The 20,379-nt window shown below is 71.6% G+C and carries 26 protein-coding genes; 1 reads left to right on the top strand and 25 read right to left on the bottom strand.

Translation table 11 applies throughout. The annotated features are described in order from the left end of the window. Positions 1-4: 4 nt before the first annotated feature. The 10 genes from JN535_RS04290 to JN535_RS04245 all read right to left on the bottom strand — a co-directional run bounded on the left by JN535_RS04290 (position 5) and on the right by JN535_RS04245 (position 8,650). Positions 5-523, bottom strand: coding sequence for a hypothetical protein (locus tag JN535_RS04290; protein WP_205202541.1), 519 nt, complete (start codon positions 521-523; stop codon positions 5-7). Between the two features lies 1 nt (position 524). Further along, on the bottom strand, positions 525-749 hold the full coding sequence (locus JN535_RS04285) for a hypothetical protein (protein WP_205202539.1): 225 nt from the start codon (positions 747-749) through the stop codon (positions 525-527). Positions 750-757: 8 nt separating this feature from the next. Next, positions 758-1,567 carry a hypothetical protein gene (locus JN535_RS04280; protein WP_205202537.1) on the bottom strand — a complete coding sequence of 270 codons (810 nt, stop codon included), beginning with the start codon at positions 1,565-1,567 and terminating at the stop codon, positions 758-760. Continuing rightward, a complete protein-coding gene (locus JN535_RS04275; RefSeq protein WP_205202535.1) occupies positions 1,564-2,727 on the bottom strand; it encodes a DUF5047 domain-containing protein in 1,164 nt (387 codons plus the stop codon). The genes JN535_RS04280 and JN535_RS04275 overlap by 4 nt, the downstream gene beginning before the upstream one ends. A 1-nt stretch (position 2,728) precedes the next feature. Beyond that, positions 2,729-3,541, bottom strand: a complete 813-nt coding sequence (locus JN535_RS04270) for a hypothetical protein (protein ID WP_205202533.1) — start codon at positions 3,539-3,541, stop codon at positions 2,729-2,731. A 2-nt stretch (positions 3,542-3,543) separates the two neighbouring features. Next, positions 3,544-6,351, bottom strand: a complete 2,808-nt coding sequence (locus tag JN535_RS04265) for a phage tail tape measure protein (RefSeq protein ID WP_205202531.1) — start codon at positions 6,349-6,351, stop codon at positions 3,544-3,546. Positions 6,352-6,588: 237 nt separating this feature from the next. After that, a complete protein-coding gene (locus JN535_RS04260) occupies positions 6,589-7,113 on the bottom strand; it encodes a DUF7426 family protein (protein ID WP_205202529.1) in 525 nt (174 codons plus the stop codon). A 1-nt stretch (position 7,114) separates the two neighbouring features. Beyond that, positions 7,115-7,885, bottom strand: coding sequence for a phage tail tube protein (locus JN535_RS04255; RefSeq protein WP_205202526.1), 771 nt, complete (start codon positions 7,883-7,885; stop codon positions 7,115-7,117). Further along, entirely contained in the window at positions 7,878-8,297 is a 420-nt protein-coding gene (locus tag JN535_RS04250) for a minor capsid protein (RefSeq protein ID WP_205202524.1), read from the bottom strand. Before JN535_RS04250 ends, JN535_RS04255 begins: the two co-directional genes overlap by 8 nt. Beyond that, complete coding sequence (locus tag JN535_RS04245; RefSeq protein WP_205202522.1) at positions 8,297-8,650, bottom strand: hypothetical protein; 354 nt, start codon at positions 8,648-8,650, stop codon at positions 8,297-8,299. Before JN535_RS04245 ends, JN535_RS04250 begins: the two co-directional genes overlap by 1 nt. 36 nt (positions 8,651-8,686) lie before the next feature. On the opposite strand from JN535_RS04245, the gene JN535_RS04240 reads away from it, so the two are divergent. Then, positions 8,687-9,007, top strand: a complete 321-nt coding sequence (locus JN535_RS04240) for a hypothetical protein (RefSeq protein ID WP_205202520.1) — start codon at positions 8,687-8,689, stop codon at positions 9,005-9,007. Here JN535_RS04240 and JN535_RS04235 read toward each other — a convergent pair. The 15 genes from JN535_RS04235 to JN535_RS04165 all read right to left on the bottom strand — a co-directional run bounded on the left by JN535_RS04235 (position 8,986) and on the right by JN535_RS04165 (position 20,022). Further along, entirely contained in the window at positions 8,986-9,315 is a 330-nt protein-coding gene (locus JN535_RS04235) for a hypothetical protein (RefSeq protein ID WP_205202518.1), read from the bottom strand. The two genes, JN535_RS04240 and JN535_RS04235, sit on opposite strands and share 22 nt — an antisense overlap. Further along, positions 9,312-9,707, bottom strand: coding sequence for a Gp19/Gp15/Gp42 family protein (locus JN535_RS04230; protein ID WP_205202516.1), 396 nt, complete (start codon positions 9,705-9,707; stop codon positions 9,312-9,314). The genes JN535_RS04235 and JN535_RS04230 overlap by 4 nt, the downstream gene beginning before the upstream one ends. Before the next feature lie 18 nt (positions 9,708-9,725). Further along, positions 9,726-10,247: a hypothetical protein gene (locus tag JN535_RS04225; RefSeq protein WP_205202514.1), complete on the bottom strand. Its 522-nt coding sequence runs from the start codon at positions 10,245-10,247 to the stop codon at positions 9,726-9,728. A gap of 2 nt (positions 10,248-10,249) precedes the next feature. Next, positions 10,250-11,233, bottom strand: a complete 984-nt coding sequence (locus tag JN535_RS04220; protein WP_205202512.1) for an SU10 major capsid protein — start codon at positions 11,231-11,233, stop codon at positions 10,250-10,252. Positions 11,234-11,260: 27 nt separating this feature from the next. After that, positions 11,261-11,860 (bottom strand): hypothetical protein, encoded by a 600-nt coding sequence (locus JN535_RS04215; RefSeq protein ID WP_205202511.1) that lies wholly within the window; start codon positions 11,858-11,860, stop codon positions 11,261-11,263. After that, a complete protein-coding gene (locus JN535_RS04210; RefSeq protein ID WP_205202509.1) occupies positions 11,857-12,018 on the bottom strand; it encodes a hypothetical protein in 162 nt (53 codons plus the stop codon). Before JN535_RS04210 ends, JN535_RS04215 begins: the two co-directional genes overlap by 4 nt. A 90-nt stretch (positions 12,019-12,108) precedes the next feature. Continuing rightward, entirely contained in the window at positions 12,109-12,840 is a 732-nt protein-coding gene (locus tag JN535_RS04205) for a VG15 protein (RefSeq protein ID WP_205202508.1), read from the bottom strand. A gap of 3 nt (positions 12,841-12,843) precedes the next feature. Beyond that, positions 12,844-14,484 (bottom strand): phage portal protein, encoded by a 1,641-nt coding sequence (locus JN535_RS04200; RefSeq protein ID WP_205202507.1) that lies wholly within the window; start codon positions 14,482-14,484, stop codon positions 12,844-12,846. Then, positions 14,481-15,980, bottom strand: a complete 1,500-nt coding sequence (locus tag JN535_RS04195; RefSeq protein WP_205202504.1) for a terminase large subunit domain-containing protein — start codon at positions 15,978-15,980, stop codon at positions 14,481-14,483. The genes JN535_RS04200 and JN535_RS04195 overlap by 4 nt, the downstream gene beginning before the upstream one ends. Continuing rightward, a complete protein-coding gene (locus JN535_RS04190; RefSeq protein WP_205202503.1) occupies positions 15,937-16,236 on the bottom strand; it encodes a hypothetical protein in 300 nt (99 codons plus the stop codon). Before JN535_RS04190 ends, JN535_RS04195 begins: the two co-directional genes overlap by 44 nt. Continuing rightward, complete coding sequence (locus JN535_RS04185) at positions 16,236-16,580, bottom strand: hypothetical protein (RefSeq protein WP_205202502.1); 345 nt, start codon at positions 16,578-16,580, stop codon at positions 16,236-16,238. Before JN535_RS04185 ends, JN535_RS04190 begins: the two co-directional genes overlap by 1 nt. A 112-nt stretch (positions 16,581-16,692) precedes the next feature. After that, the gene (locus tag JN535_RS04180; RefSeq protein ID WP_205202500.1) at positions 16,693-17,010 is read right to left on the bottom strand and encodes an HNH endonuclease; all 318 of its coding nucleotides are present in this window, start codon (positions 17,008-17,010) and stop codon (positions 16,693-16,695) included. A 516-nt stretch (positions 17,011-17,526) separates the two neighbouring features. Further along, on the bottom strand, positions 17,527-17,946 hold the full coding sequence (locus JN535_RS04175) for a DUF6221 family protein (RefSeq protein WP_205202498.1): 420 nt from the start codon (positions 17,944-17,946) through the stop codon (positions 17,527-17,529). 4 nt (positions 17,947-17,950) lie between these two features. Further along, a complete protein-coding gene (locus tag JN535_RS04170) occupies positions 17,951-18,925 on the bottom strand; it encodes a hypothetical protein (RefSeq protein ID WP_205202496.1) in 975 nt (324 codons plus the stop codon). Next, positions 18,925-20,022, bottom strand: coding sequence for a hypothetical protein (locus JN535_RS04165; protein WP_205202494.1), 1,098 nt, complete (start codon positions 20,020-20,022; stop codon positions 18,925-18,927). The genes JN535_RS04170 and JN535_RS04165 overlap by 1 nt, the downstream gene beginning before the upstream one ends. Positions 20,023-20,379 lie beyond the last annotated feature (357 nt).

Below are 20,379 nucleotides of genomic sequence, written 5' to 3'. Positions count from 1 at the left end.
CGGCTCACTCACCGACCATCAGCAGGGACACACGGTGGGCAAAGTTCGCGAGGGGCCCGCTGGTCCCGAAGACGCGGTAGGCGACCGTGGAGGCCGAGGACGCGGACGCGTTCCACCGGAACGTCATCGCGCCGAGGGACATCGAGGTGTGGGTGTCCTGGAACCAGACCGCGCCCAGGGAGGTGCCAAAACCGCCGCCGTTGATGGTGATCGACGCATCCCCGGCCGCGTTCGTCGTGGCGTTGGACACCTGGGCGATGAAGAACTGGCCGCTCTGGCGCGGCAGCGGGTTCTGGATGCGCGTCCAGGCGGTGCCGTTGAAGAGCTGCAGCGCCCCGGCGACCGCGCACAGCTGCCCGGCGGTCGGGGACGGGTAGGCGGCGTCGCGCTGGGCGCCGTTGGAGAAGCGGGGCACGCCGCGGCTGATCATCGCGTACCAGATGAGCGAGAGGTCGTCGGGGACGCCTGGCGGGTCGTCGTAGGTCGGCAGGTCGATGCCCTGGATGGTGTCGGGCGTGGGCATGTCAGGCCTCCTCGAGGGTCTGTGGCTCGGGGTAGTCCGCGGCGACCGCGACGACGTGCGTCGCGGTGATCACCAGGGACTGGATGAGCTCGGGGTCGTATCCGAGGGCACGGATCACGTCCGAGGGCGGGGTGGTGGGGTCCACGGGAATCGGCTCCTGCGGTACCGGGACCGGTGTCGTGTCATCGACGAGCACCTGCTCGTCGCCCCCTGCGATGTCGTCCACGCGGCCTCCTAGGCGGGTGGGGTGTAGGTGATGGCCAGGTCGGCCGGGCGCGCGTCGGCGTTGAACGCGTCCGCCGGGGCGTCGGACCAGATCGCGATCCCGGTGACGGTTCCGGCGAGCCAGGCGGTGATGAGCGCGGCCGGCAGCGCGAGGCGGGCCGTCTCGCCCATCGCGACGGGCGGGTACCGGTACGGTCCGAACGGGAACGCCGGCGTCGCGACCGGCGGCGGGGACCCGGTGGTGTAGGAGTGCCCGTACAGCACGGGCGAGGACAGAGGCGGCTCGGGCGCCCCGGTGCCGACGCGGCGCCACAGGAGCGAGACCCCGGTGATGGTCGACCCGGACGGCACCCGCGATGCCAGCGACCCGTAGTACCCGATCGTGGCGTGGTCGATCATCTGCTGGGCGACGATCTCCTCGGTCGACCCGATCGGCATGATCTGCCGACCCTGCGCCCACCCTGTGATCGGGCCCGGGTTGTCGTACCGCGTCCAATCCCGAGGTTCCGGGCCGAAGTTCACGCGACGGTCCAGGAACCAGCCCGACGTCGACGCGACGACGATCTCCTCGTCCGGCACGAGGGACGGGGCCGCCGAGACCTTGCCCGTCACGACCCACGCGGACGTCGTCGGGATGACCAGCACCTGGTCCCCGACGGTCGGGACGTAGGCGGTCGCGTACTGCAGGGACGGGGTCGTGGACCCGTCGGCGAACCGGACCGTGACCGCGGTCGCGGCGACCGCGGTCACGAACCCCAGGCGCGGCATCGGTTGGCGCGCCTGGTCGATCATGCGGGCCACCGCGGGAGGAGACGTCACTCGGTCACCTCCCCCAGGTCACGCGTCGACACGCGGAAGTCCCCGCCCGCGACGAGCGGCAGCGTGATCTCGTCCACGATGTGCCGGCTGATCGACTGCGCGACCCGGGTGTGATCGGTCACGACATCGACCACGTCGCCCGCCTCGAGCGGGTACAGGGGAACGCTCGAGATGTTGAGAGACGACCCGGCCCCGGTCGTCCTCGCGAGCCCCGCGCGAGCGACGGTCTCGCACTGCCCACGCCACGTCAGCGACGGGATCGACACGAAGCGCGGCTTGCGACCCCACGCCCCGGTCGACGGGTCGCCATACCGGGTCGGTGAGCGCGGGTTCACGTCCCGCACCTCCGCACCCACCGGCGCGTTCCAACCCTCCGGCGTCGTGCCCGTCACGACCCACGCGTTGGACACCGGCCCCCGAGACTGCTGCCCGGCAGCGTCCAGCAGCACCCCGCCCGGACCCGCTTGGAACCGGAACACCGGCGCCGTGTCGAGCGTCGGGGCGTCCGCGATCACGAACCGGCCTGTCGGGTCGGCGTACACGGCGCACCCGATGGACTCGGCGAGCGCCGCGACACCGTCGGCCCACCGGTCGCGCTCGATCACCGTCGGGGCCACGCGCCGGTCGGCGCGCGTGCTCACGGCGACCTCGGCAGCCGCGAACGACTCCAGGATCAGAGACCGGATGATCGCGACCGCGGACGGGCCCGACACGGTACGCGGCACGTGGAGCCGGTCGTCGATCACCCACGCCTCCCGAGAGACCCCCGAGGCCCGCACCCCGCTGCGGTCCAGCAGCGAGCCCACCACCTCGTCGATGCGGAACACGCCGAGCGGCACCCACTCGACCCGGCCGCCGGCGTAGACGAGGCCCGCGCGGACCGTGATCTCCTGCCCATCCGTCCCGATCGGCTCGACCCCGGTCCGGGTGGCAGGAAACGCGGGCTCGTCGCGGAACAGCGCACCAGGAAGACGCGGTGCGATCGTCAGGTCACAGGTACGGCGCACGTGCTGGCGCGAGGACACCGTGACGCTCCCGCCCGTCACCGGAAGCGCCCGCCCCCCGTACAGCGGCACACCGCCCTTGGCCACGGTCGCGCGAAAGATCATCTGGTGAGGGCGCGCGATCGCCTCGCGGTACGCGTCAGAGACCGCCCACACGTCAGCCTCCCTGCAGCACGTCGAAGTACGTCCCGTTGCCGTCGACGATGTCCTGGTAGGTGGCGTAGGTCTGGCGCACCGTCTCGTAGGTCGTGCCCGTGTATCCCTGCCCCTCACCGGCGGGCGCGCTGGTGGCGGTGAGCTGGAGCGCGAACGTGCGCCGCCCGTACACGTCGACGCGGACCTGGGCCGGGTTGGACCGGCCGACGCCTTCGACGTAGTAGTACCCGGACGGCAGGAGCGGCTCGCCCGGGTCGCCCGTCTGAATCAGGAGCACGCGCTCGGTCCGGAGCAGCGCGGTCAGCCGCGCCACCTCAGAGTCGTTGCGGGGTAGGAGCACGATCGTCAGAGCGTCCGTGTCCGTGCCGGACCACTGCGGGATCGACCCGCCAGCGGGCACCTGGTACACCCCGCCCTGCGTCGGGGACGTCGCGTCCCCGACCTGCGCGAGAGGCACCTGGCATGTGAGCTGCGGGCGCCCCGGGGCCTTGAGCCACAGCCCCCACGCAGCCCCCGACGTCGCCACGGAGACGGCGGAGGTCCGGACGAACGCGCCGGCCGCATTCCACCCGGTCACCAGGTACGTGCACGACGTGTCCATCGGCGCCGCGTCGTCCACGCCGATCCACCAGCCGCCCGCGCTCCGCACGTTGTTCGCCGTGCGCACCGGTTCCTGCGGCGCACCGGCCGACGACCGGGTGACCGTCAGGCGCGCGACCGGAGACGGCCACATGCCGCCGTCCACCGTGATCCTGACCAGGTTCTGGACCGCGTCGAACTCCGCCTCAAGGATTCCATCGGGGCTCGTCGGCACGCTCACCACCTCCCGGGGTACTGCGACGCACGATCCTGCGCGGCACCGTGCAAGGCGACGACGCCGTTCGCGCCGGCGAGCATGCCCGCCACGATCCGGTCCGCGAGCTCGGCCAGGTCCGCACGTGTGACACCCCCGACGGGGACGGCGCGCGGAGCGGGTGTCGGCCCGGTCGCGAGCACTTGCCCCCCGTTCGCGTACCCGGGGAGGCGGTCGTTGTTGATGGCCTCGAGGAGGCGCGCGTGCTTGCGCGCTGACGTCGCCTTCACGACGAACTCGTCCGGCATGGCGAGGATCGGGACAGAGTCCTGGCCGGGGATTCCGCCCGTGACGCGACCACCCGTCGCCATGCGCCGGGAGTTGTACCCGACCCCGGTGATCTGCTCGCCTGACGCGTTGTACTGGACGTTGACGTTGATCCGTCGGCCGTCGAGCAGGTCGAGCTGCTGACGCACGGTCGTGACCGCGTCCCAGGCGTTCCCTGTCGCCGTCACCGTGAACGACCCGTCCGGCAGGTTCTCGACCTTGTACGCCAGGCCACCGACCTCGACCGTGACCGCGCCAGCGTTCGACGAGATCGCTGTGTTGACCTTCTCCGGGACCGCGCCGTAGGAGTCGACGAGGTCCCACGCCTGCTCCTCGGTGAGGCCCATCTGCACGAGTTGGGCGTGCAGCGCCTGCCTGCCCGTCTCGTACTTCTGCGCGAGCGAGTCCTGGGTCTCCCCGGCCCGGGCCCCGGCCGCGGCCTCCGCGTCAAGCGCGGCGACCGCGTTCTTCAACTGCTGCTCGAGCTCGGAGCCGGCCGTGACCGTGCCGTCCTGCGCCACGGTGAACGCGTCGACGAGCTGCGTCGCACCGTCGGCCGCGTACCCGACCTGGTCGAGCGACTGCGCCGCCCGCATGCTCGCGTCGTGGAACTCGGCCTGGAGGACCTGCGGGATCCCGAACTCGTTGAGCTTCTGCTGAGCCGGGTCGATCCCGTTCTCGATGAGGTTGGTCCGCATCGCGTCCGCGGCGTCCGTCGTCGAGTCCTTGAAGTCGCGCATGCCGTCGGCGATGTCGCGCACGGCGGCGCTGTCCTGGGCACCGGGAAGCCACTCGTCGGCGGCGTCGATCGCGTCGGCGATGCTGACCATGAGGTCTGCCATCGGGCCCGACACGAAGTCGCCGATCGCCTCGGTGCCGGCAGCCATACCCTCAACGACGCCGCGACCGATGTCGAGTCCGCCGTTGGCGACGTCGAGCATGAAGCCGACGACCTCGGCGCGGTTCTCCGAGACGAACTCGGCGAGGTCGCCGATCGGCTCGGAGAAGGCGGCCGCGAGAGCTCCCTTGATGCCGTCGGCGGCGACCTCGATGTTGCGCTTCGCCTCCTCGATCTTGGTCGCGTCGTTGTCCGCGAGGGTGTCGAACATGCGCTGCGCCGCTCCCTCGACGCCGTTGAGCTGGTCGACCGCGTTGGTCAGGTCCATCGCGTACAGCGCCTCGCCGAGGTCCTCGGCCTGGGTGCCGAACAGGGCGACTGCCGCGGCGTTGCGTGCGACAGGGTCCTCTACGGCACGGAGCCGGTCGAGGACGATGTCAAGGCCTTCGCGCGCGGACTCGCCGCCGGCGGCGATCTTCGCCGTCATCTCCTCGGCGCTGAGGCCGATGAGCTGGTAGCCCTCGGCCGACGCTTTGGACCCGTCGGTCGCGCGGATCTGGAACTCCTTGAGCGCGTCCGCGGCGAGGTCGGAGTTGCGGGCGCCGGCGGCGAGGCCCTGGTTGATCAGACCGAGCGCCTCCTCACCGGAGAGCCCGAGGCGCTGGAAGAGCGAGGGGTACTCGGTGAACGTGTCGAGGAGGTCCTCCTGCGCGTTGACGCCCTCGCGCGCGCCCGTGGCGAGGAGGTCGAACGCCTCGTCCGCAGACTTCACGAGCCCCGTGCGCAGGAGCTGCGTCACCGCGACCGACACGGGGCGGACATCCTCGTCGAGGACGTCCGCGATGCCGGCGAGGGAGGAGATCACCTGCTGGGCCTGGCGGGTCGTCGCCTTCGGGTCGAGGAGGCCCTGCTGGACGGCGATGCGCGCGGTGTCCATGTTCGACTCGATCGACTCGCCGAACGTGTCGGCGTAGGCCTCGCCGGCCGCGCGACCGAGCTTCGCCGCCTCGCCCTCGGAGATCCCCGTGAGCGCCTGGAGGCGGTCCTGGCGCTGCTCGACCCCGAGGCCGTCCTGGATGGCGTCCGCGAGCGCCTTGCCGGCGGCGACGCCGATGCCGACGACGGCTCCGGCGATGGGCACGGTCGCGAGCGCGGCGACGATACCGTCGGCGAGCCCGGCGCCTGCCTTGCGCCCGCCCTCGGCGCCAGCGTCGCCGGCGTCGTCGGCGAGGTCGTCGAGCTCGGACTCGGCGGCCGCAGTGTCGGCGTCGACCTCCATCGTGGCGCGGGCCGAGCGCAGCCCCTGGAGGGTGCGCTCGACGCGCTCGAGCTTGCCCTCGGCGCGCTGGATGTCCGCGTCGACCTGGAGCTCGCCCTTGACCGAGTTGAGGTACTCGAGCTCGCTGCGGATCTTCTCGGACTGCTGCTCGGCCTGGGAGATGTCGGCCTCGATGCGGGTGACGACGTCCTGGGAGACGAGCTTCTTCGCGTCGGCCTCGACCTGGTCCATGCCGGCGAGCGCGCCCTTGACGTCGGCGTCGACCTTGACCTTCGCGGGGTTGCGCTCGATGCGCTGCCCGATCTGCTTGACGTCCTTCTCGGCCTTCTCGACCGGCTTGGTGTCGGCCTTGAACAGGAACTCGAGCTCACCGGCGCGAAGGGCCACCGGGTCACCTCCTCGGGAGTGCGTGGTGCAGCCGGCTGCGCGGGTCGTGCACCAGGTCGAAGATCAGCCCTCGGACGCCGAGCATGGGCCGGTCGCGCACGGCGGGGTCGTACAGGTCGATGCCGTGCAGCTCCGACAGGTCCGCCAGGACCAGCGCCCAGAACCGCGTGATCGCCGTCCAGGACGTGTCGGGCTGGGGCTTCTTCGGCCGAGCGGACGATGCCGACTCGGGCTCGTTCAGCCGCTGCGGGATCCGGTAGTCCGCGAAGATCGGGATGCCCTGCTCGTCTTCGCCGATCGGTTCGCCGACCCCGAACCGTGCCCACTGCTCCGGCGTGAGGTCGGCGGCGCTTTTGGGAGGTCGTCGTCCTCCTCGGCTGGCGCCTGCTCGGCGGCCGCGGCGTCGCGCGGGGACCAGAGCCAGGTGGCGTAGATGTCGGCGACGTCCTTGCCGCGCGCCCAGTAGAAGACGCAGTAGTACGCGACGCGGTTGATCGTCGTCGGGTGCACGCCGGCGTCGACCATCTCGCGGAAGGTCTCGTTGCCGAGCGCGGGGTGGTCGTCGGGGCCGATCGTGTCGAGGACGGCCTGGACGTCGGCGGGGATCGGGCCCTTCGCGATGCCGAGGTTCACTTCGCCGCGCACGGCGCATGCGAGGACCTTGCCCATGTCGCCCACGCTGGGCGGGCGGACCGTGAAGGTCCGCCCGCCCAGGGTGAGGTCGAGCGAGGGCACCGCCCAGGCGGAGAAATCGACCGACACGTCAGGCGCCGCGCGTGTAGACGAACGCGTCCGACGCGCCGGCCGCGTTCGTCACGATGACCGGGACGTCGCCAGCGTCACCGACCGGCACGACGGCCATGATCGTGGCGGCGTTGACCGCGACGAACTCGGTCACCGGGGCGCCGTCGATCGTGATCCCCGTGACGCCGATGAAGCCGGAGCCCACGATCGTGACGAGGTCGCCGTCGCCAGCGCCCTCGGGAGTGACGCCCGTGATCGTCGGGGCCGTCGCGCCCCAACCGGTGAACGGGTTCACGATCGACTTGCGCTTGCCCTTGCCGGTCAGGGTCACGCCGATGCGCTCGGCCGCGCCGTCCGCGCCGGCGTTCTGGCGGGCGAGCGAGGCCGTCGCGAGGCCCTCGTAGGCGTCGTCCGGGTCGGGCGTGATGGACTCCGGCTTGTGGAAGTACCGGACGCGCACGACCGCGGCCTCACCGGTCGTCTCCGGCCGGGTCGAGTCCACGAGCTTCTGCACGTCGGGCACGAACTTGCCCGTGCCGGCGATGCGGTTGCCCAGGACCGAGAACGCGACGGCCCACGACTCCGAGGTCTTGTCCTCGTTCGGCGCGCCGAAGTCGTCGTAGGTCTGCACGTCCTGCGTGACGGGCGTCGGGGTCGGGTTGAAGTCCGAGATCCGGTTGATGTTCACCCAGTTCTCGGTCCCTCCCGGGTAGCCGAGGTCGATCTGGATGCCGTACTCGAACGACTTGCCGAGTGTGGCACCGGCCGGGAGTGCGGGAGCGTCAGGCATGGGAAGCCTCCGGGTTGTCGATGATGATCTGGTAGTTGTCCGACCGCTCCTGACGGCCGTTGGCGTCCGCGCCCAGGTGCGCGAAGTTCAGGCGGAACGCCGTGTTGATGCCTCCCACGCGGGAGAGGCCCTGCAGCGCCGCGAACGAGGCGCCCGCGAGCGCGTCAGCCCCGTCCGGGGCGTTCGTGGGCCCGCGGTGCCAGAGCTGTACGCGGCGGGCCGTGAGGCCGTTCTCGAGTTCGTCGGAGCCGCCGTAGACGGTCACGCCGACGGCCTCGTCCGGGGTGGTCCCGATCACGCCGTAGAACAGGCGCACGGCCGCGGAGGGGTTGATGCCGTCCGGGATCCAGGCCCAGCCGCACCGAGCCGCGAGGATCCACAGCAGGACCTTGGTGAGAGCCGCGTCGTCCATCAGCCGCCGAGCTCCTCTCGGATCTTGGCCGCGAGGATCTGCGCGAGCTCGCCGCGCATGTCCTGACCGGCGGACTCGAGGAACTTCGGCCCGCCGCCCTCGTGCTCGTAGGTCATGTCCTCGTGCTGGCGCGCGATGTACGGGTACCGGTTCTTGTGCCCTGCGCGCTTCGGCGTCTGGTACGTGACGGCGACCGTGAGGTCCTCCACTTGCACCTCGCCGGCCTCCTTGAGGTCCCCGAGGTTCTCCGGCGCGCGGCTGTTCGACTCCTCGAGCAGAGCATCACCTGCCGCGCGTAGCCCGTCCTGCGCGGCCTGCTCGATCGTCGACAGGATCGGGAGATAGAACTTCACCCAAGACCACCTCCTCGGCTCGCGTAGCCTCAGCGCATGGATCAGGGGATTCGACCGACCGGGACGCTCCGCGCGTGGGGATGGCCGCTGCTCGCCGCCGGCATCCTGGTGCTGCTCATCGTGTGGCCGCTCTTCACGATCGGGGCCGCGACCAGCGCCAGCGACGCACCCGGGACGGGCTTGGTGTTCTTCGTGGCTCGCGTTGCGCCGTTCCTCGGCGTCGCGCTCGTCGCCGGGGCGATCACGCTCCTCGTCATGGCGAGCAAGCGCGCGGCCGCGAACCGCGAGGCCACCCAGGCCGCGCAGCTCGCCGCACTACAGGCGCAGGTGCGCGGTCACTCGAGCGACAGCGTCTGAAACGCCGGCCAGCCGGGCGCCTGGTGGCGCCCGATCGCGAGGACCTCAGCCTCGCGCTCGCCGGGCATCCCGGGCCAGACCGTGACGAGGGACCCGAGCGGGATCGCCTCGACGAAGTTGACGTGGACCTGTGACGTCGAGACGACCTCGGCGCCGTCGCGGTTGCGGACGATCTTCTGCTCGTCCTCCGCGAACGCTGCGACGGGGCGCGGCGGGCCGTAGGTCGAGCCCATGCCCGTGTCCTCGAGGAAGTCGCGCACGAGGACCGTGTGCGGGGTGAACTCGTCGGGGAGCAGCTCTGCGATCACGAGACGTCCTCCGGGCAGGCGAGAAGGTCGATCGACGCCGCGCGCTGCTTGAGGACGCCGAGCAGGCGGCGGTCCTGCTTAGTGAGGTACAGGTCGCCGGTCGGGTTCGCGAACGTGAGCGACTTGGAGAACGGGCCCATCGTCGTCGCCTGCTGCGTGACCCCGGGCTGGCTGGTGCTGTCTGAGCGCATCGCGCGTTCGACCATGGCGCACGAGATCATGCGCCGCACGGCGACGTCGGTCACGGCGCCGTCGACGACCACGGGCGCCTTCTCGGCGTCGAGGACCGCGGCCGCGTCGTCGAGCAGCGTGCGCGCTCGTGCCTTGGCCTCGTCGGTGTCGGGGAGGCCCGGCCACCGCAGCTTCAGGTCAGAGACCAGTGCGTATGCCATGACCGGGCCTCCCCTCGCTCACCAGTCGGTCTCGCCGTCGGCCTTGTCGCCGTCGTCCGCGACGTCGTCGGACTCGTCGTCCTCCGACTCCTCGGCGTCGGCGTCCGTGGGCTGCTCGGCCTCGGACGCGCCGTCCGCGGCCGCGGCCTCGACGAGCTCCTTGATCGCGTCGCGACCCGCGTCCTCGGGCACGTCGACGCCGAGGTGCGCGGCGTAGGCCGCCCACTCCTCGCGCGAGGCGTTGCCCTTCGGCTCGGAGACGCGACCCTCGGGCACATCGGCGGGCTTCTGCGGGTCGTTGGCGGGCTCGGGGGCCTTCCCCTTGCCCTTCGCACCCTGACCCGCCTTGGAGCCGCCACGCGACCCGCTGCGGCGCCCGCTCGGGGCATCGTCAGGGACGACGACGCCCAGGTGGGCGAGGCGGCGCAGCCGGGCGAGGACCTTCGGGTCCTCGACCTCGAGCTCGCCGTCGACGAACCGCACGCCGACGTCGCCGACGATCAGGCCCTTGTACTTCTCGGACCGGACGATGACACCCATGATCAGGCCCCCTCGGTGAGCACGATCTTGCCGTGCTTGCGCTCGTTGCCGTAGTTCAGGCCGATCTCGCCGTAGATCTGCACCTTGTCGGAGGCGCCGGTCTTGGCGAGGGGCTCGGCGAAGAAGTGCCCCTTGCCGGGGATCTCGAGGAACGCCGGCTTGAGCTCCTCGAGCGAGGCCACCTGCAGCACGTTCGTCGGGATGTACCGGTTGAGCATGATGTTCACCCGGCCGAAGTCGGTCTCGAACGTCTGCAGGTTCACACCGCCGACGTTGCGCGACTGCTCCTCGTACCCGCGGTCCTTGATGAAGATCTTCGTCAGGACGCGCTTGAGGCCAGCGTTGACACCGACGGTGCGGGTCTCGCCCTCCTGGATGCCGCCGTTCTCCCAGACCTCCTGCATGAGGTCGAGGACGAGCTCCTCGGTGAGCGCGGAGCCGGGGGTCGCGCCCGCGGCGTACTCGGCGGTCACGACGTTCGTCGTGGTCGCCTCGATGAGGCCACGGGTCTTACGCGGCGCGGTGTTGTCCGCCGGGCGGGCGTAGGTGCCCGTCCAGAACGTCAGCTCGACGTCGCGCGCGATCTGCTTGAACTGCTGCTGCAGCTGCCACGCGAGCTCGTCGGCCGGGATGACTGTCGAGCCGACCGTCACCGCCGTCGCGCCGGCGCCGCGCTGCTTCGTGGCGCCCTGCTTCGTGTAGGAGATCGAGACGGCCTCCTGGTGGATCTCGACGACGTTCGACGCGTTGTACCGCACGCGCGCCTCGCCCGTGGGCGCGTCCGCGCCCTCGAGCCGCTGACGGTCGTCCTGCGCGTCGCGCAGGTCGTAGCCCTGCCACTCGAACAGCGTCGCGCCGACAGACTCGCCGCCGGTGAGACCGCCGATCGAGGAGAGCAGCGGCGTGTCCTCGGGGGACGCGGCGAAGAGCTCGCCGACGTAGTTCGGCAGGTTGAACGTGGTTCCCTGTCCGGTGATACCGGGCATCGGGTCACCCCTTTCTGGGGGTCGTGGTTACGGAGAGACGGACCCCAGCTGCATCGCCTTGAGCTGCCCCGCGAGCTCGAAGTTGCCGGCCTTCTCGGCGGCAGCGATCTGGTCGCGGAGCGGCACGTTCCCGGGCGGTGTCGGCGGTGTCTGCGTGACGGTCGGCACCGGCTGGGCGGCGGGCGGCTGGGGGGTGATGAGCGCCTTGAGCTCCTCGAAGTGCGCCTCGAGCTCCTCGCGGGTCGAGCCGCGCAGCGCGGACGCCGGCACGCTCGAGCCCTGGACGATCTCGGCCGACCACGTCGCGACCTGCTCGCGCGTCTTGTACTGCGCGAGCTCGGCCTGCGCGTCCGCGAGCGCCTTGGCGGCCTTCTGCTCGTCGGTCATCTTCTCGGCCTTGATCCGCTCGAGCTCCTCGGCCGCGGCCTTGTTCGCCTTCGCCCGGTCCTCCCACTTGCGCGCCTCGGCCTTCCAGTCCGGCTCCTGTGCAGGAGCCGGCGGGTCGGCCGGGATCGGCGTCGGGGCGGGCGCGGGTGCCGGGGGCTGTGCAGCCGCCGGCGGTGGGGCCGAGGTGGGCGTGGGCGGGGTCGGCGTTCCCGGGGCCGCGGGGGTCGGTGCGCCGCTCATGCCTTCACCACGAGGTAGTCGTGCTCGAAGATCGACTGCGCGGCCTGGCGGGCCAGGGTGAACGCCTCGTCCTCGTTGAAGCCCTGCTCGATCAGCTCCTTGCGGAACTTCCCGAGCACGTCGGCAGTGCTGGCCTGCGGCTCGCTCTCGGTGCTCATCTGGGTTGTCCTCCCGTGCGGGATCGCCGCGGCGCCCGTGCGGGTCCGCGGTGGTGGATGGGTGGGTGTCCCGGCCGTGCGGCCGGAAGATCAGTCGTCGACGGCGATGAACGCGTCGATGTAGTCGCGCACGCGCGCCGTGTGCTCCTCGAGCTGCCTCGCGGCCGCGGCGTCTCCGGCGGCCGCGCGTCGGCGCACGGACTCCATGCGCTGAGAGGCGACGTAGGCGTCGACGTCGACCTCGGGCGCATCCTGGTCCCAGGACGGGACGGCAGCGCAGTTGCAGTCGCCGTGCGACGCGAAGTGCGCCGTCGCTTCCTTGTAGACCGCTCCGCGCTGGGCGAGGAACCGGCAGAAGTCGCAGGCCCCGGAACGGGTGAGGCGTCCCCACCCGCTCGCGCGGGGGTCGCGCCCGGTCGCCCGGACGATCGTCTGGCGAGCGGGCAGGAGGACCTGCTTGCTCGCCGCGCTCTGCAGCGACGGCAGCGCGAGCCCGGGCGCCGCGGTGAACAGGTGCCCCGCGGAGTACCGGACGGACGCCTCGACGATCTCCGGCTCGACGGGCTCGGCGGCCTCGGCACGGAACCGGCCCGGGACCCGCTCCTCCGCGCGGACCTCGTCGAACCAGTCGGCCGCGGCCGCCGCGCCCGCCTCGCCGTACTGCGCGACCAGCAGCGGCAGGTACTCGAGGAGCGCGTCGCGCGCGCGCTCGGGCTTGTCCAGGTCGAGCGACGCGAAGAACGCCGCGAGGTCACGCGAGAGCAGCGTCAGGAGGCCGGCCTGGGCGTGGCGGAGCTCGGCGGCCTTGGCCTGGGTGACCATCAGCTACTTCTCCTCGAGCCCTCGGGCCTCGCTCTCGGGCATGCGCAGAGCGACCGGCACGGCGCCGGTGAACTTGATCCCCGGGAGGCCGACCCGGGCGGCGACCTCGTCGGGGTCGACGCCGGCGCGCACGCCGAGGCCAAGCGCCTCGAACTGGACCTTGAGCCGCTGCGCGTCCTCGGTCGCCGTGGCGGCCGCGGACTGGCCCTGCTCCCGTGCGGCGCCGACCGCGGCGACCGCCTCGAGCGCGGCCCGCCCCTGACGGCGACGACGACCGGCCATGACACGCTCGATCTGCCCGGAGTCGAGGCCGGCGAGCTCGAGCCCGACCTCGTCCTGCGCGAGCTCGGGCAGCGCGGCGAGCTGCTTCGACCCAGCGTCCGCGAGCGCGGAGAGCGTTGGCTTCGACGGCGGCCGGAACCGGAGCTTGAGGTCCCGCATGCCGGCGGGCGGTTCGGTGAGCCCGTCGCGCAGCATGACGGCGTTGGCGAAGGTCCGCTTGAGCGCTGCGCCGTACACGATGTGCTGGTTCTCGGCGTCGCCCACGATGTCCTGGCGTGCTTCCTGCTTCGCGCCGGCGGACTCCGGGTTGTCGGTCGAGATGCCGAGCGAGCCGAGCGGGACCCCGGTGTGCCCGGAGAACTCGGCGGCGAGCTGGCGCAGCACCGCGATGTGCGGCTCGGGCGACTGCGCGGCGATCTGCTCGAGCTTGGGCAGGTCGCCGTCCTCGTCCTTGGACAGCGTGTTGAGGCGGCCCATGTAGAACGACCACAGCGGTATGGCCTTACCGTCGCTGCTCTGGAACGCCTTCTCGTCCGCGCCGAGGAGGATGAGCTTGAGCGCCGAGAACAGCTCGGAGTGGACCTCGAGGCGGGCCGAGGCGCGCATCGCGCGGTCGGTCACGGACATGACGGGCCGGTCGATGCGCGAGCGGCCGAACGGGCGCTCGAGCGTGGGCCGGAACGGCATCGCCTCCATCGGGATGCGCCCGCGCAGGTGGTTGCGGTAGACGTCACCGACGTACCAACCGCCGGGGCCCTTGAGGCAGACGATCGTCTCGCCCGGAACCATGACGGTCAGCATCGTGGGCGCGCCGAGCTCGTCGACGTCGTTGACGAGCATGCCGGCGCGCAGCGCGCGCGTGCGGCGGTTCCACAGCCCGGTGGCCCACAGCGCGGAGTGGAACGCGATGAGGACGTCCGGCTCGCCGGCCGCGGCGTCGCCGTTGGTCGTGGAGACGAACGCGACGGACTGCGCGAGCGAGCTGCTCACGGCCTGCGGGAACTCGATCTCGAACCGGTTGTCCTCGAGGAGCGTCGAGATCCCGAACGGGTCGCGGTCGGTGTCGTCGACGCCGGCGACGCGCTCGAAGACGATCCGGTTCGACAGCTCGTAGACCGCCTTCGCGGGCCAGCCGAGCACGGTCTCGAGCTTGTCCAGGATGTTCGGCGGGATCGAGACGGCGAGGTCCTTGAGACGGTTCTTCGCGTCGAGGTACAGCATCCGCTCGATGTTGCGCGGCAGGCACCGAGCCCACTGCTCGCCGAGCTCGTTGAGGACCTGCTGCGTTTCGGGGTTGAGCCCAAGCACCTGCGGGGTGGCCCACATCGCCGGGAAGAACGCGAGGCCCGAGCCCTTCGTCACATGACCACCGCCTTCGCCTTGCGATTCGGGTTGCGCTTCGTCGTCAGTGCGCCGTGGTACGCCAGGCTCACGGCCTCGGCAGGGGTCTCGTCGCCGTCCGGCGTGGTCGCGATCCAGCCCCACGCGCCAGACGTTCCGCGCATCTTCTTGTCCGAGACCGCGATCGAGTCGTCGAGCGCGGCCTGGCCCTCGTGGTCCAGGTGCGTCGCGTTGCCCGACCGGATCGCCTCGTGGAACGTCGAGCACGCCGTGAGGTATTGCTCGGTGGTCGCGAGGCGGATCACGCGCTCGGGGACGCCTGCCTTGCGCAGCGCCGCCTTGAGCGCGGCCGCGCCCGACCTGCCCGAGATGACGATCTCCGCCGTCTGGCGCCAGCGCGCGGCGAGCCACTCGGCGAGCGGGCCCATCCCGTCGTCGATGCCGCCCGACATCGCGTCGATGAGCTCGACGTGCACACCGCCGGCGTGCTTGCGCGCACCCGCGAGCGCGACGCGGTCACCGTTGAGGGAGAACGCCACGCCGAACGACTTGATACCGTCCGGCGCCTTGCGGACGCGGGTGTTGTACCACTGGTCCGAGGTGATCAGGCGCGACGACGGGTTGTCCTCGTCCCAGATGCCCAGGCCCTCGCGGCGGAACGACGCGTCGTTGGTCAGGTTCTCCCGTAGGCGCTCGATCGACTCGACCGGCGTGCGGTTCGGGAAGGACGGGTTCGCCTTCTTCCACTGCTTGTGGTTGTCCAGCGACGGCCCACCCGGCTTGCCGGTCTGCGGGTCCGCGGAGAACTCGACGTAGACCATGTTCTTCGACGTACCCGCGAGGGCCTTCTTGCGCCGGTTCGCGAACTCCTGACCGGGGTCCGAAGGCCGCGGCGGGGTGCCCATGAAGAACAGCAGCGCGCCCTCGGGCCGCCGGGTCTGGTTCGTCGCCGCGATCATGTCCTCGAGCGCCTTCTCCGTGAGGATCTGCGCCTCGTCGAACACCTCGACGTCGACCTCGTCGAATCCGCGACCGAACCCGCCCTCACGCGCGCCGAACATGATGACCGACCCGTTGCGGAACCGGATCTCCTGCTCGCCGTTGGTGTTGCGCGGCTCGAGCATGTGCGGCTTGATCTTGCGGCGCGACGTCATGCCCTTGAGCGAGCCGAACGTCTTCGTCGACGTCTTCGTGCGGTGCGCGGACCACAGGACCGTCAGGCCCGGGTTCAGCAGGCACAGCGCGATGACGATCATGCCGACGAGGAACGTCTTGCCGACCTGGCGCGGGATGGACAGGACCACGCCGCCCACGGTCGCGGCGTACTTCCCGTCGGCGCGCTTGCCGAGGGCGATCCGCCCGATGCCGTGCTGCCACTCGTCGAACGTCACGCCGAGCTCGGCGCACTTCTTCACGACGGGCCGCCACGCGGTGGTGACGATGCCCTCGGGGTAGACGACGTGCCGGGCAACCTCAGACAGCTTCGGGGTCGAAGTCCTCGTCGCCGTCTTCGTCACCGTCGCCGCCCTCCTTCGGCCCGCCCTCGGCCTCCTCCTGCGCCTCACGGGCCTTGATGTCGCGGTCGACCTCGACCAGGCGGCGCGAGAGAGCGGCCAGGTCGCGCGGAGCGGTGCGTTCGTCGTCGCAGGCCTTCGCCAGGCGACGGCGCAGCGCGACCAGCATCGCGAGCGAGTCGCCGACCTCCGTCGCGTCGAGGATCGTGGCCGGCTCGTCAGCGGACGCCGGCTCGACGACGTCGTTCGGGACGGTCATCAGCTGAGCGGCGCGACGGCGAAGGCGCCGTCGGGCGCGACGAGCGGCCCGAGCTCGAGCAGGAGGCGGCCGTCGAGCGGCACCGCCGCGTCGACGAGCACGACGTCGGTCGAGCGTCCGCGGGCGTAGCCCACCCGGACCTGGTGGACGTTGAGGAACCGGAGGATGCCGCCGCCGTGGAACCGGACGTACTGGTCGCCGTTGGTGCGGTTGATCCTCGCTGCGCTGTCGAGCGCGCCGTCGGGCAGGCGCTCGAGCAGCTGCACGCCGGCGACCCGGGTCTCGTGGACGACGGTGACGGTCTTGCCGCTCCTCGCGAGGTCGGTCGCTTCGGCAAGGTTCACGGCATCCTCCCAGGTCAGGTGGCAAATCGTGTGGAAAAAACGTCGGGGGGAGGGATCGGCCGTATCCCCCCGGGGTGGCCTCCCCCCAGGGGGGAGGGGGTGTCCCCCGGGGTCACCAACCGGGAGACGAGACGATCGCGGGACGCGCCAGGAAACCCGCGCGCTTGGCCCGGGCCTCCTCCAACGTCATCGTCGACTTCCACCGGTTGCAGCCGCGGTGCATCAGGCGAACGTTCCACCTGTCGTACTCCGGACCGCCGCGGTCGAGCGGCACGTCGTGGTCGATCGCCGCCGATCGCGGGTCACGCGTTCGGTCGAGCGTCTTGTCGACCGGCTCGTCGCACAGGGCACAGTGGGTCTCCTCCGCGAGGACCCGCCTCTCGACCTCCCGCCACCGGTGCCCGTTGCGCTTGCGCCCAGGGCTCGGCATCAGTCGTCGTCCGCGTCGTTCGTGCGGAAGCCGAGCGGGTACTCCGGCCCTGGTCGCGGGTCGGCGTGCTCTATCAGGGCGTCCAGCTCGGTCACGCCCGTAACCTCGCCCCCGTCGTGCTCTCGTCGCGTGCCCACGCGTCGCGTGATGTCGAGTTGCAGCTTGAGCCTGATCCGCACCCCGCGCACCTCCCCCGTCGTCGCCGGTGACCCGTGCCGAGATCCCGTGGTCTGTGTGTGCCGCACGGTCCGGGCGACGGCGGGGAGAGTGTGGGGCCGGCGGCGACCGCGTGCGTTCGATCGCCGCCGGCCTCTGGCCTGCCTCGGCCGCGCGGGAAGGAAGGCGCGCGGCGGGTCTCGGCCGACCCGGAGCCCCACCCCGGGTGTCTGGCAACGCAAAGACCGCCCGGGAGCAGGGGGCTCAACCGGGCGGTCCTGGTCCGAGGCATGCGAGAACCTCAGAAGCGTTGCAGCGACTATAGCCGGTCGCCAGCCTGTCGTGCGAGCGGCACGCGAGTCACGTCCTCCACGTCTCGTCGTAGTCCGGGTGGTCGGCGTAGGGCAGCGCGAGGTTGCCAAGCAACTCCTCGGGCGTCACTCCGTCGCGCGAGCCGAGACGGCGCGCGGACTCCACGATGCGTCGCTTCGCCTCGCACTCCGCCAGCACGCGGGCAGGGCTCCACCGAGCAAGCGCGGCAGCGAGCGCGGGGTCGCCCTGCACGGACGTGACGTGGCGCGGGTCGTCGGGGTCGCCTTGGTCGTCCCTCGGTACACCAGGTGCAGGTGGTGGGGCGACGACGAAGTACTCGACCAGCTCGGGGCTTCGGCCGTCGTAGTCGTCGTAAGCCTCGACCCACCACGCGCCGTGCTCGCGTACCTCGAGCGCCGAAGCCTGGTCCTCGGCGATCCGCGCGAGGAGGAAGTCCGTCAGCGTCATGAGCTCATCCTCTCTCACGACGCCTCGCTTCGAGCCGGGCCGCGACGTCGGCCACGGCGAAGAGCTCGCGGCCGCGGTCGTCGAACCCGCGCACCGGGATGCGCTGGGCGAACGGCACGGAGACCTCCCGGTCGCGACGCATCCACGACCGCCAGGTCGAGGGGTTCAGGTCCGGGAAGATCGTGCGCACTTGCTCGGCGGTGACGAGCGTGTCGGGTCGCTCGTGGGGCAGTGCGTGCACGTGCCAGCGGGCTGCGAGCGCGAGGTGTGCCTCGCTCGCCCACGAGCGCCGGCAGCTCGTGCAGCGCACGACGTCGGAGAGCCCCTCGGCGACGTGCCAGTCGCGCACGATGGCGCCGCCGCAGTGGAAGCACGGGGCGGCCTCGCGCTCGGGAGCGAGGCCCGCGAGCCTGCGCACGACGGCGCGCGTGGTGCGCAGCTCGTCGAGGTACGTCGACCACGCCGGGTGGTTCTGGGCGGCCCAGACCGTGTGCGAGCGCAAGTACTCGAGCGTGTCCCAGGCGCCCTCGGTGTCGCCGACCTTCTCGCACCAGTCGTCGACCCACGCCTCGAGCAGGTCGAGCGCGCCGTCCTGGGTCCGGATCGACGACGGCCCGGACCGGAAGGCGTCCTCACGGTATGCGGGGTCGAGGCCGTGCGGGAGCCGGTCTGCGTTCGCGGCCGAGCTCGTACCGGTGAGGTCGTACCGGACGGCGCGCAGCCCGACGGCGACCTTGGCGACGTCGGTCATCTCGGCGAGGTAGGTCGCGATGTCGTCGAGCAGGCCGTAGGCGCGGTCGAGGCACCGCTTGCAGATTGGGAGCGCGGTCGCCACGAGCGGGCGGTCGCAGTCCTGGCAGCCGGTAGTCGTCTCGGGGCAGCTCGTGCAGGCGTACACGCGCCGGGCGTTGTCGTAGGTCGTGGTCTCGATCCACGAGTGGGCGGTGCAGGTGGCGATCGCCTGCTGGGGCGTGGGCATCAGGTGTCTCCTCGCTGGGGCGTGCGCGCGCGTCCGCCTCGACGGCCGCGGCGGTTTCGGCGCTGGGGGTTCGCACTCGGTCGGGCGGTGGGCTGGGCTGGTCTGGCGGCTGGGGGTGGTGCTGGTGGAGACCCATCCAGAGGAGACCCGTCCCGACCCGTCCCGACCCGACCCGGCGAATCCGGATCCTGGAGACTGGGTTTCTGCGGGTTTCTGCCGGGTTCTGCCGGACGCGGTCGGCGCTGGGCCGTGCGCGGGTCCTTCGCGGGCGCTGCGGGTCGCACACGCGAGGGTGCGGTGTCCACTGCTGCCTGGGCCGTGGTGCCCGTCGCGCGGCGCTCACGAAGAGCTGCCGGCGCGCCAGGGGCAGGACGGCCCGCGACGAGGTTCTTCTGGTCCGGCGCCGAAGGCGGCGGGACCATCCCGTGCTGTCGGAGGATCTGCGCGTAGCCCTGCAGCCAGTCGCGCGTCTTGGCGTTGTAGTACGGCTCGTCGGGGGCGTCGAGGAGCGGGAGCTCCAGGTCGGCAACCGCGAGCGGCCGGTTCCCGCGCTTGGCGTTGCACTCACCGCACGCGACGACCGTCGTCTCGGCCGAGCCGGGCTTGCCGGGCGGGCGGTGGTCGTAGGTGCCGCGCTTCTTGCCGCGCTTGATCTCGAAGTTGACGACGTTCCAGCAGTACCGGCACACGTCGCCGTCGCGGCACCGCACGGGCGCGATGATCTCCGGCTTCGCGTTGTCGGCCTTGCGCTGCTTCTGCCAGGCGTACTCCTCGGCCGTGATCATGTGGACGAACTCGGGGTCGTCGACCAGCTTGAAGCGGCGCCGTCCCGTCTCGTCGTCCTGCTCGAGCACGCCGTACCCGGCGAACTCGGCGAGCAGCAGCAGCCTCTCGGCGCGCGCTCTCGTGCCGGCCACCGTCACCGCGGTCCCGAACGACACGACGTAGTCCGTGAAGTGCTGGGCCGCCTGCGTCGACAGGCGCGTCATGAACCCGCACACCTCGTCGACCGAACGCTCGTCAGCGTCCGGGTGCTCGAGCACCGCGAGCACCCTCGGGTGCGTCGCGTAGGTGTCGGTCAGTCGCAGCCACGTCATGGGGTGCGGCCCCTCCTCGGGTCGTCGTCGGGTCAGGTCGGGGGGTCGGAGCGAGCTCGCGCGGCCAGTGGCCCAGCGCCGCGTGGTGCGCGTCGCGGGCGCCGGGCCGGGTCGTGTACCAGCCGCCGCAGCGCGCGCACTCGAGCAGCTGGTACTCGTCGGGCGCGCCGTGCACTACGTCGCCCCGCCGCGGCCGCGCCCACCGCGTCGACCCCGGCGTCGCGGCCGCGCCTGGGATGCCGGCGCGGCCGCGTGCGACGCGTGGTGAGCCGCGAGCGCCTCGGGGGTCACGTGCAGGACTCGAGGGAGCCGGAGGTCCCTCTTGCCATTGCGGCTTCGGCGGATCCCGTCGTCGAC

It is taken from the genome of Cellulosimicrobium cellulans (genome assembly GCF_016921195.1).
Lineage (GTDB): Bacteria > Actinomycetota > Actinomycetes > Actinomycetales > Cellulomonadaceae > Cellulosimicrobium > Cellulosimicrobium cellulans_F.
Note: the sequence above shows the minus strand (reverse complement) of the source record. Positions and strands in the feature narration are given on the sequence as shown.

What these genes read in the sequence shown, in the direction of transcription:
- JN535_RS04240 (WP_205202520.1), top strand. Translation starts at nt 8,687, where the DNA reads ATGGATCAGGGGATTCGACCGACCGGGACGCTCCGCGCGTGGGGATGG.
- JN535_RS04205 (WP_205202508.1), bottom strand. Translation starts at nt 12,840, where the DNA reads ATGGTCACCCAGGCCAAGGCCGCCGAGCTCCGCCACGCCCAGGCCGGC.
- JN535_RS04225 (WP_205202514.1), bottom strand. Translation starts at nt 10,247, where the DNA reads ATGGGTGTCATCGTCCGGTCCGAGAAGTACAAGGGCCTGATCGTCGGC.
- JN535_RS04170 (WP_205202496.1), bottom strand. Translation starts at nt 18,925, where the DNA reads ATGCCCACGCCCCAGCAGGCGATCGCCACCTGCACCGCCCACTCGTGG.
- JN535_RS04180 (WP_205202500.1), bottom strand. Translation starts at nt 17,010, where the DNA reads ATGCCGAGCCCTGGGCGCAAGCGCAACGGGCACCGGTGGCGGGAGGTC.
- JN535_RS04230 (WP_205202516.1), bottom strand. Translation starts at nt 9,707, where the DNA reads ATGGCATACGCACTGGTCTCTGACCTGAAGCTGCGGTGGCCGGGCCTC.
- JN535_RS04175 (WP_205202498.1), bottom strand. Translation starts at nt 17,946, where the DNA reads ATGACGCTGACGGACTTCCTCCTCGCGCGGATCGCCGAGGACCAGGCT.
- JN535_RS04220 (WP_205202512.1), bottom strand. Translation starts at nt 11,233, where the DNA reads ATGCCCGGTATCACCGGACAGGGAACCACGTTCAACCTGCCGAACTAC.
- JN535_RS04215 (WP_205202511.1), bottom strand. Translation starts at nt 11,860, where the DNA reads ATGAGCGGCGCACCGACCCCCGCGGCCCCGGGAACGCCGACCCCGCCC.
- JN535_RS04210 (WP_205202509.1), bottom strand. Translation starts at nt 12,018, where the DNA reads ATGAGCACCGAGAGCGAGCCGCAGGCCAGCACTGCCGACGTGCTCGGG.
- JN535_RS04165 (WP_205202494.1), bottom strand. Translation starts at nt 20,022, where the DNA reads ATGACGTGGCTGCGACTGACCGACACCTACGCGACGCACCCGAGGGTG.
- JN535_RS04255 (WP_205202526.1), bottom strand. Translation starts at nt 7,885, where the DNA reads ATGCCTGACGCTCCCGCACTCCCGGCCGGTGCCACACTCGGCAAGTCG.
- JN535_RS04250 (WP_205202524.1), bottom strand. Translation starts at nt 8,297, where the DNA reads ATGGACGACGCGGCTCTCACCAAGGTCCTGCTGTGGATCCTCGCGGCT.
- JN535_RS04290 (WP_205202541.1), bottom strand. Translation starts at nt 523, where the DNA reads ATGCCCACGCCCGACACCATCCAGGGCATCGACCTGCCGACCTACGAC.
- JN535_RS04190 (WP_205202503.1), bottom strand. Translation starts at nt 16,236, where the DNA reads ATGACCGTCCCGAACGACGTCGTCGAGCCGGCGTCCGCTGACGAGCCG.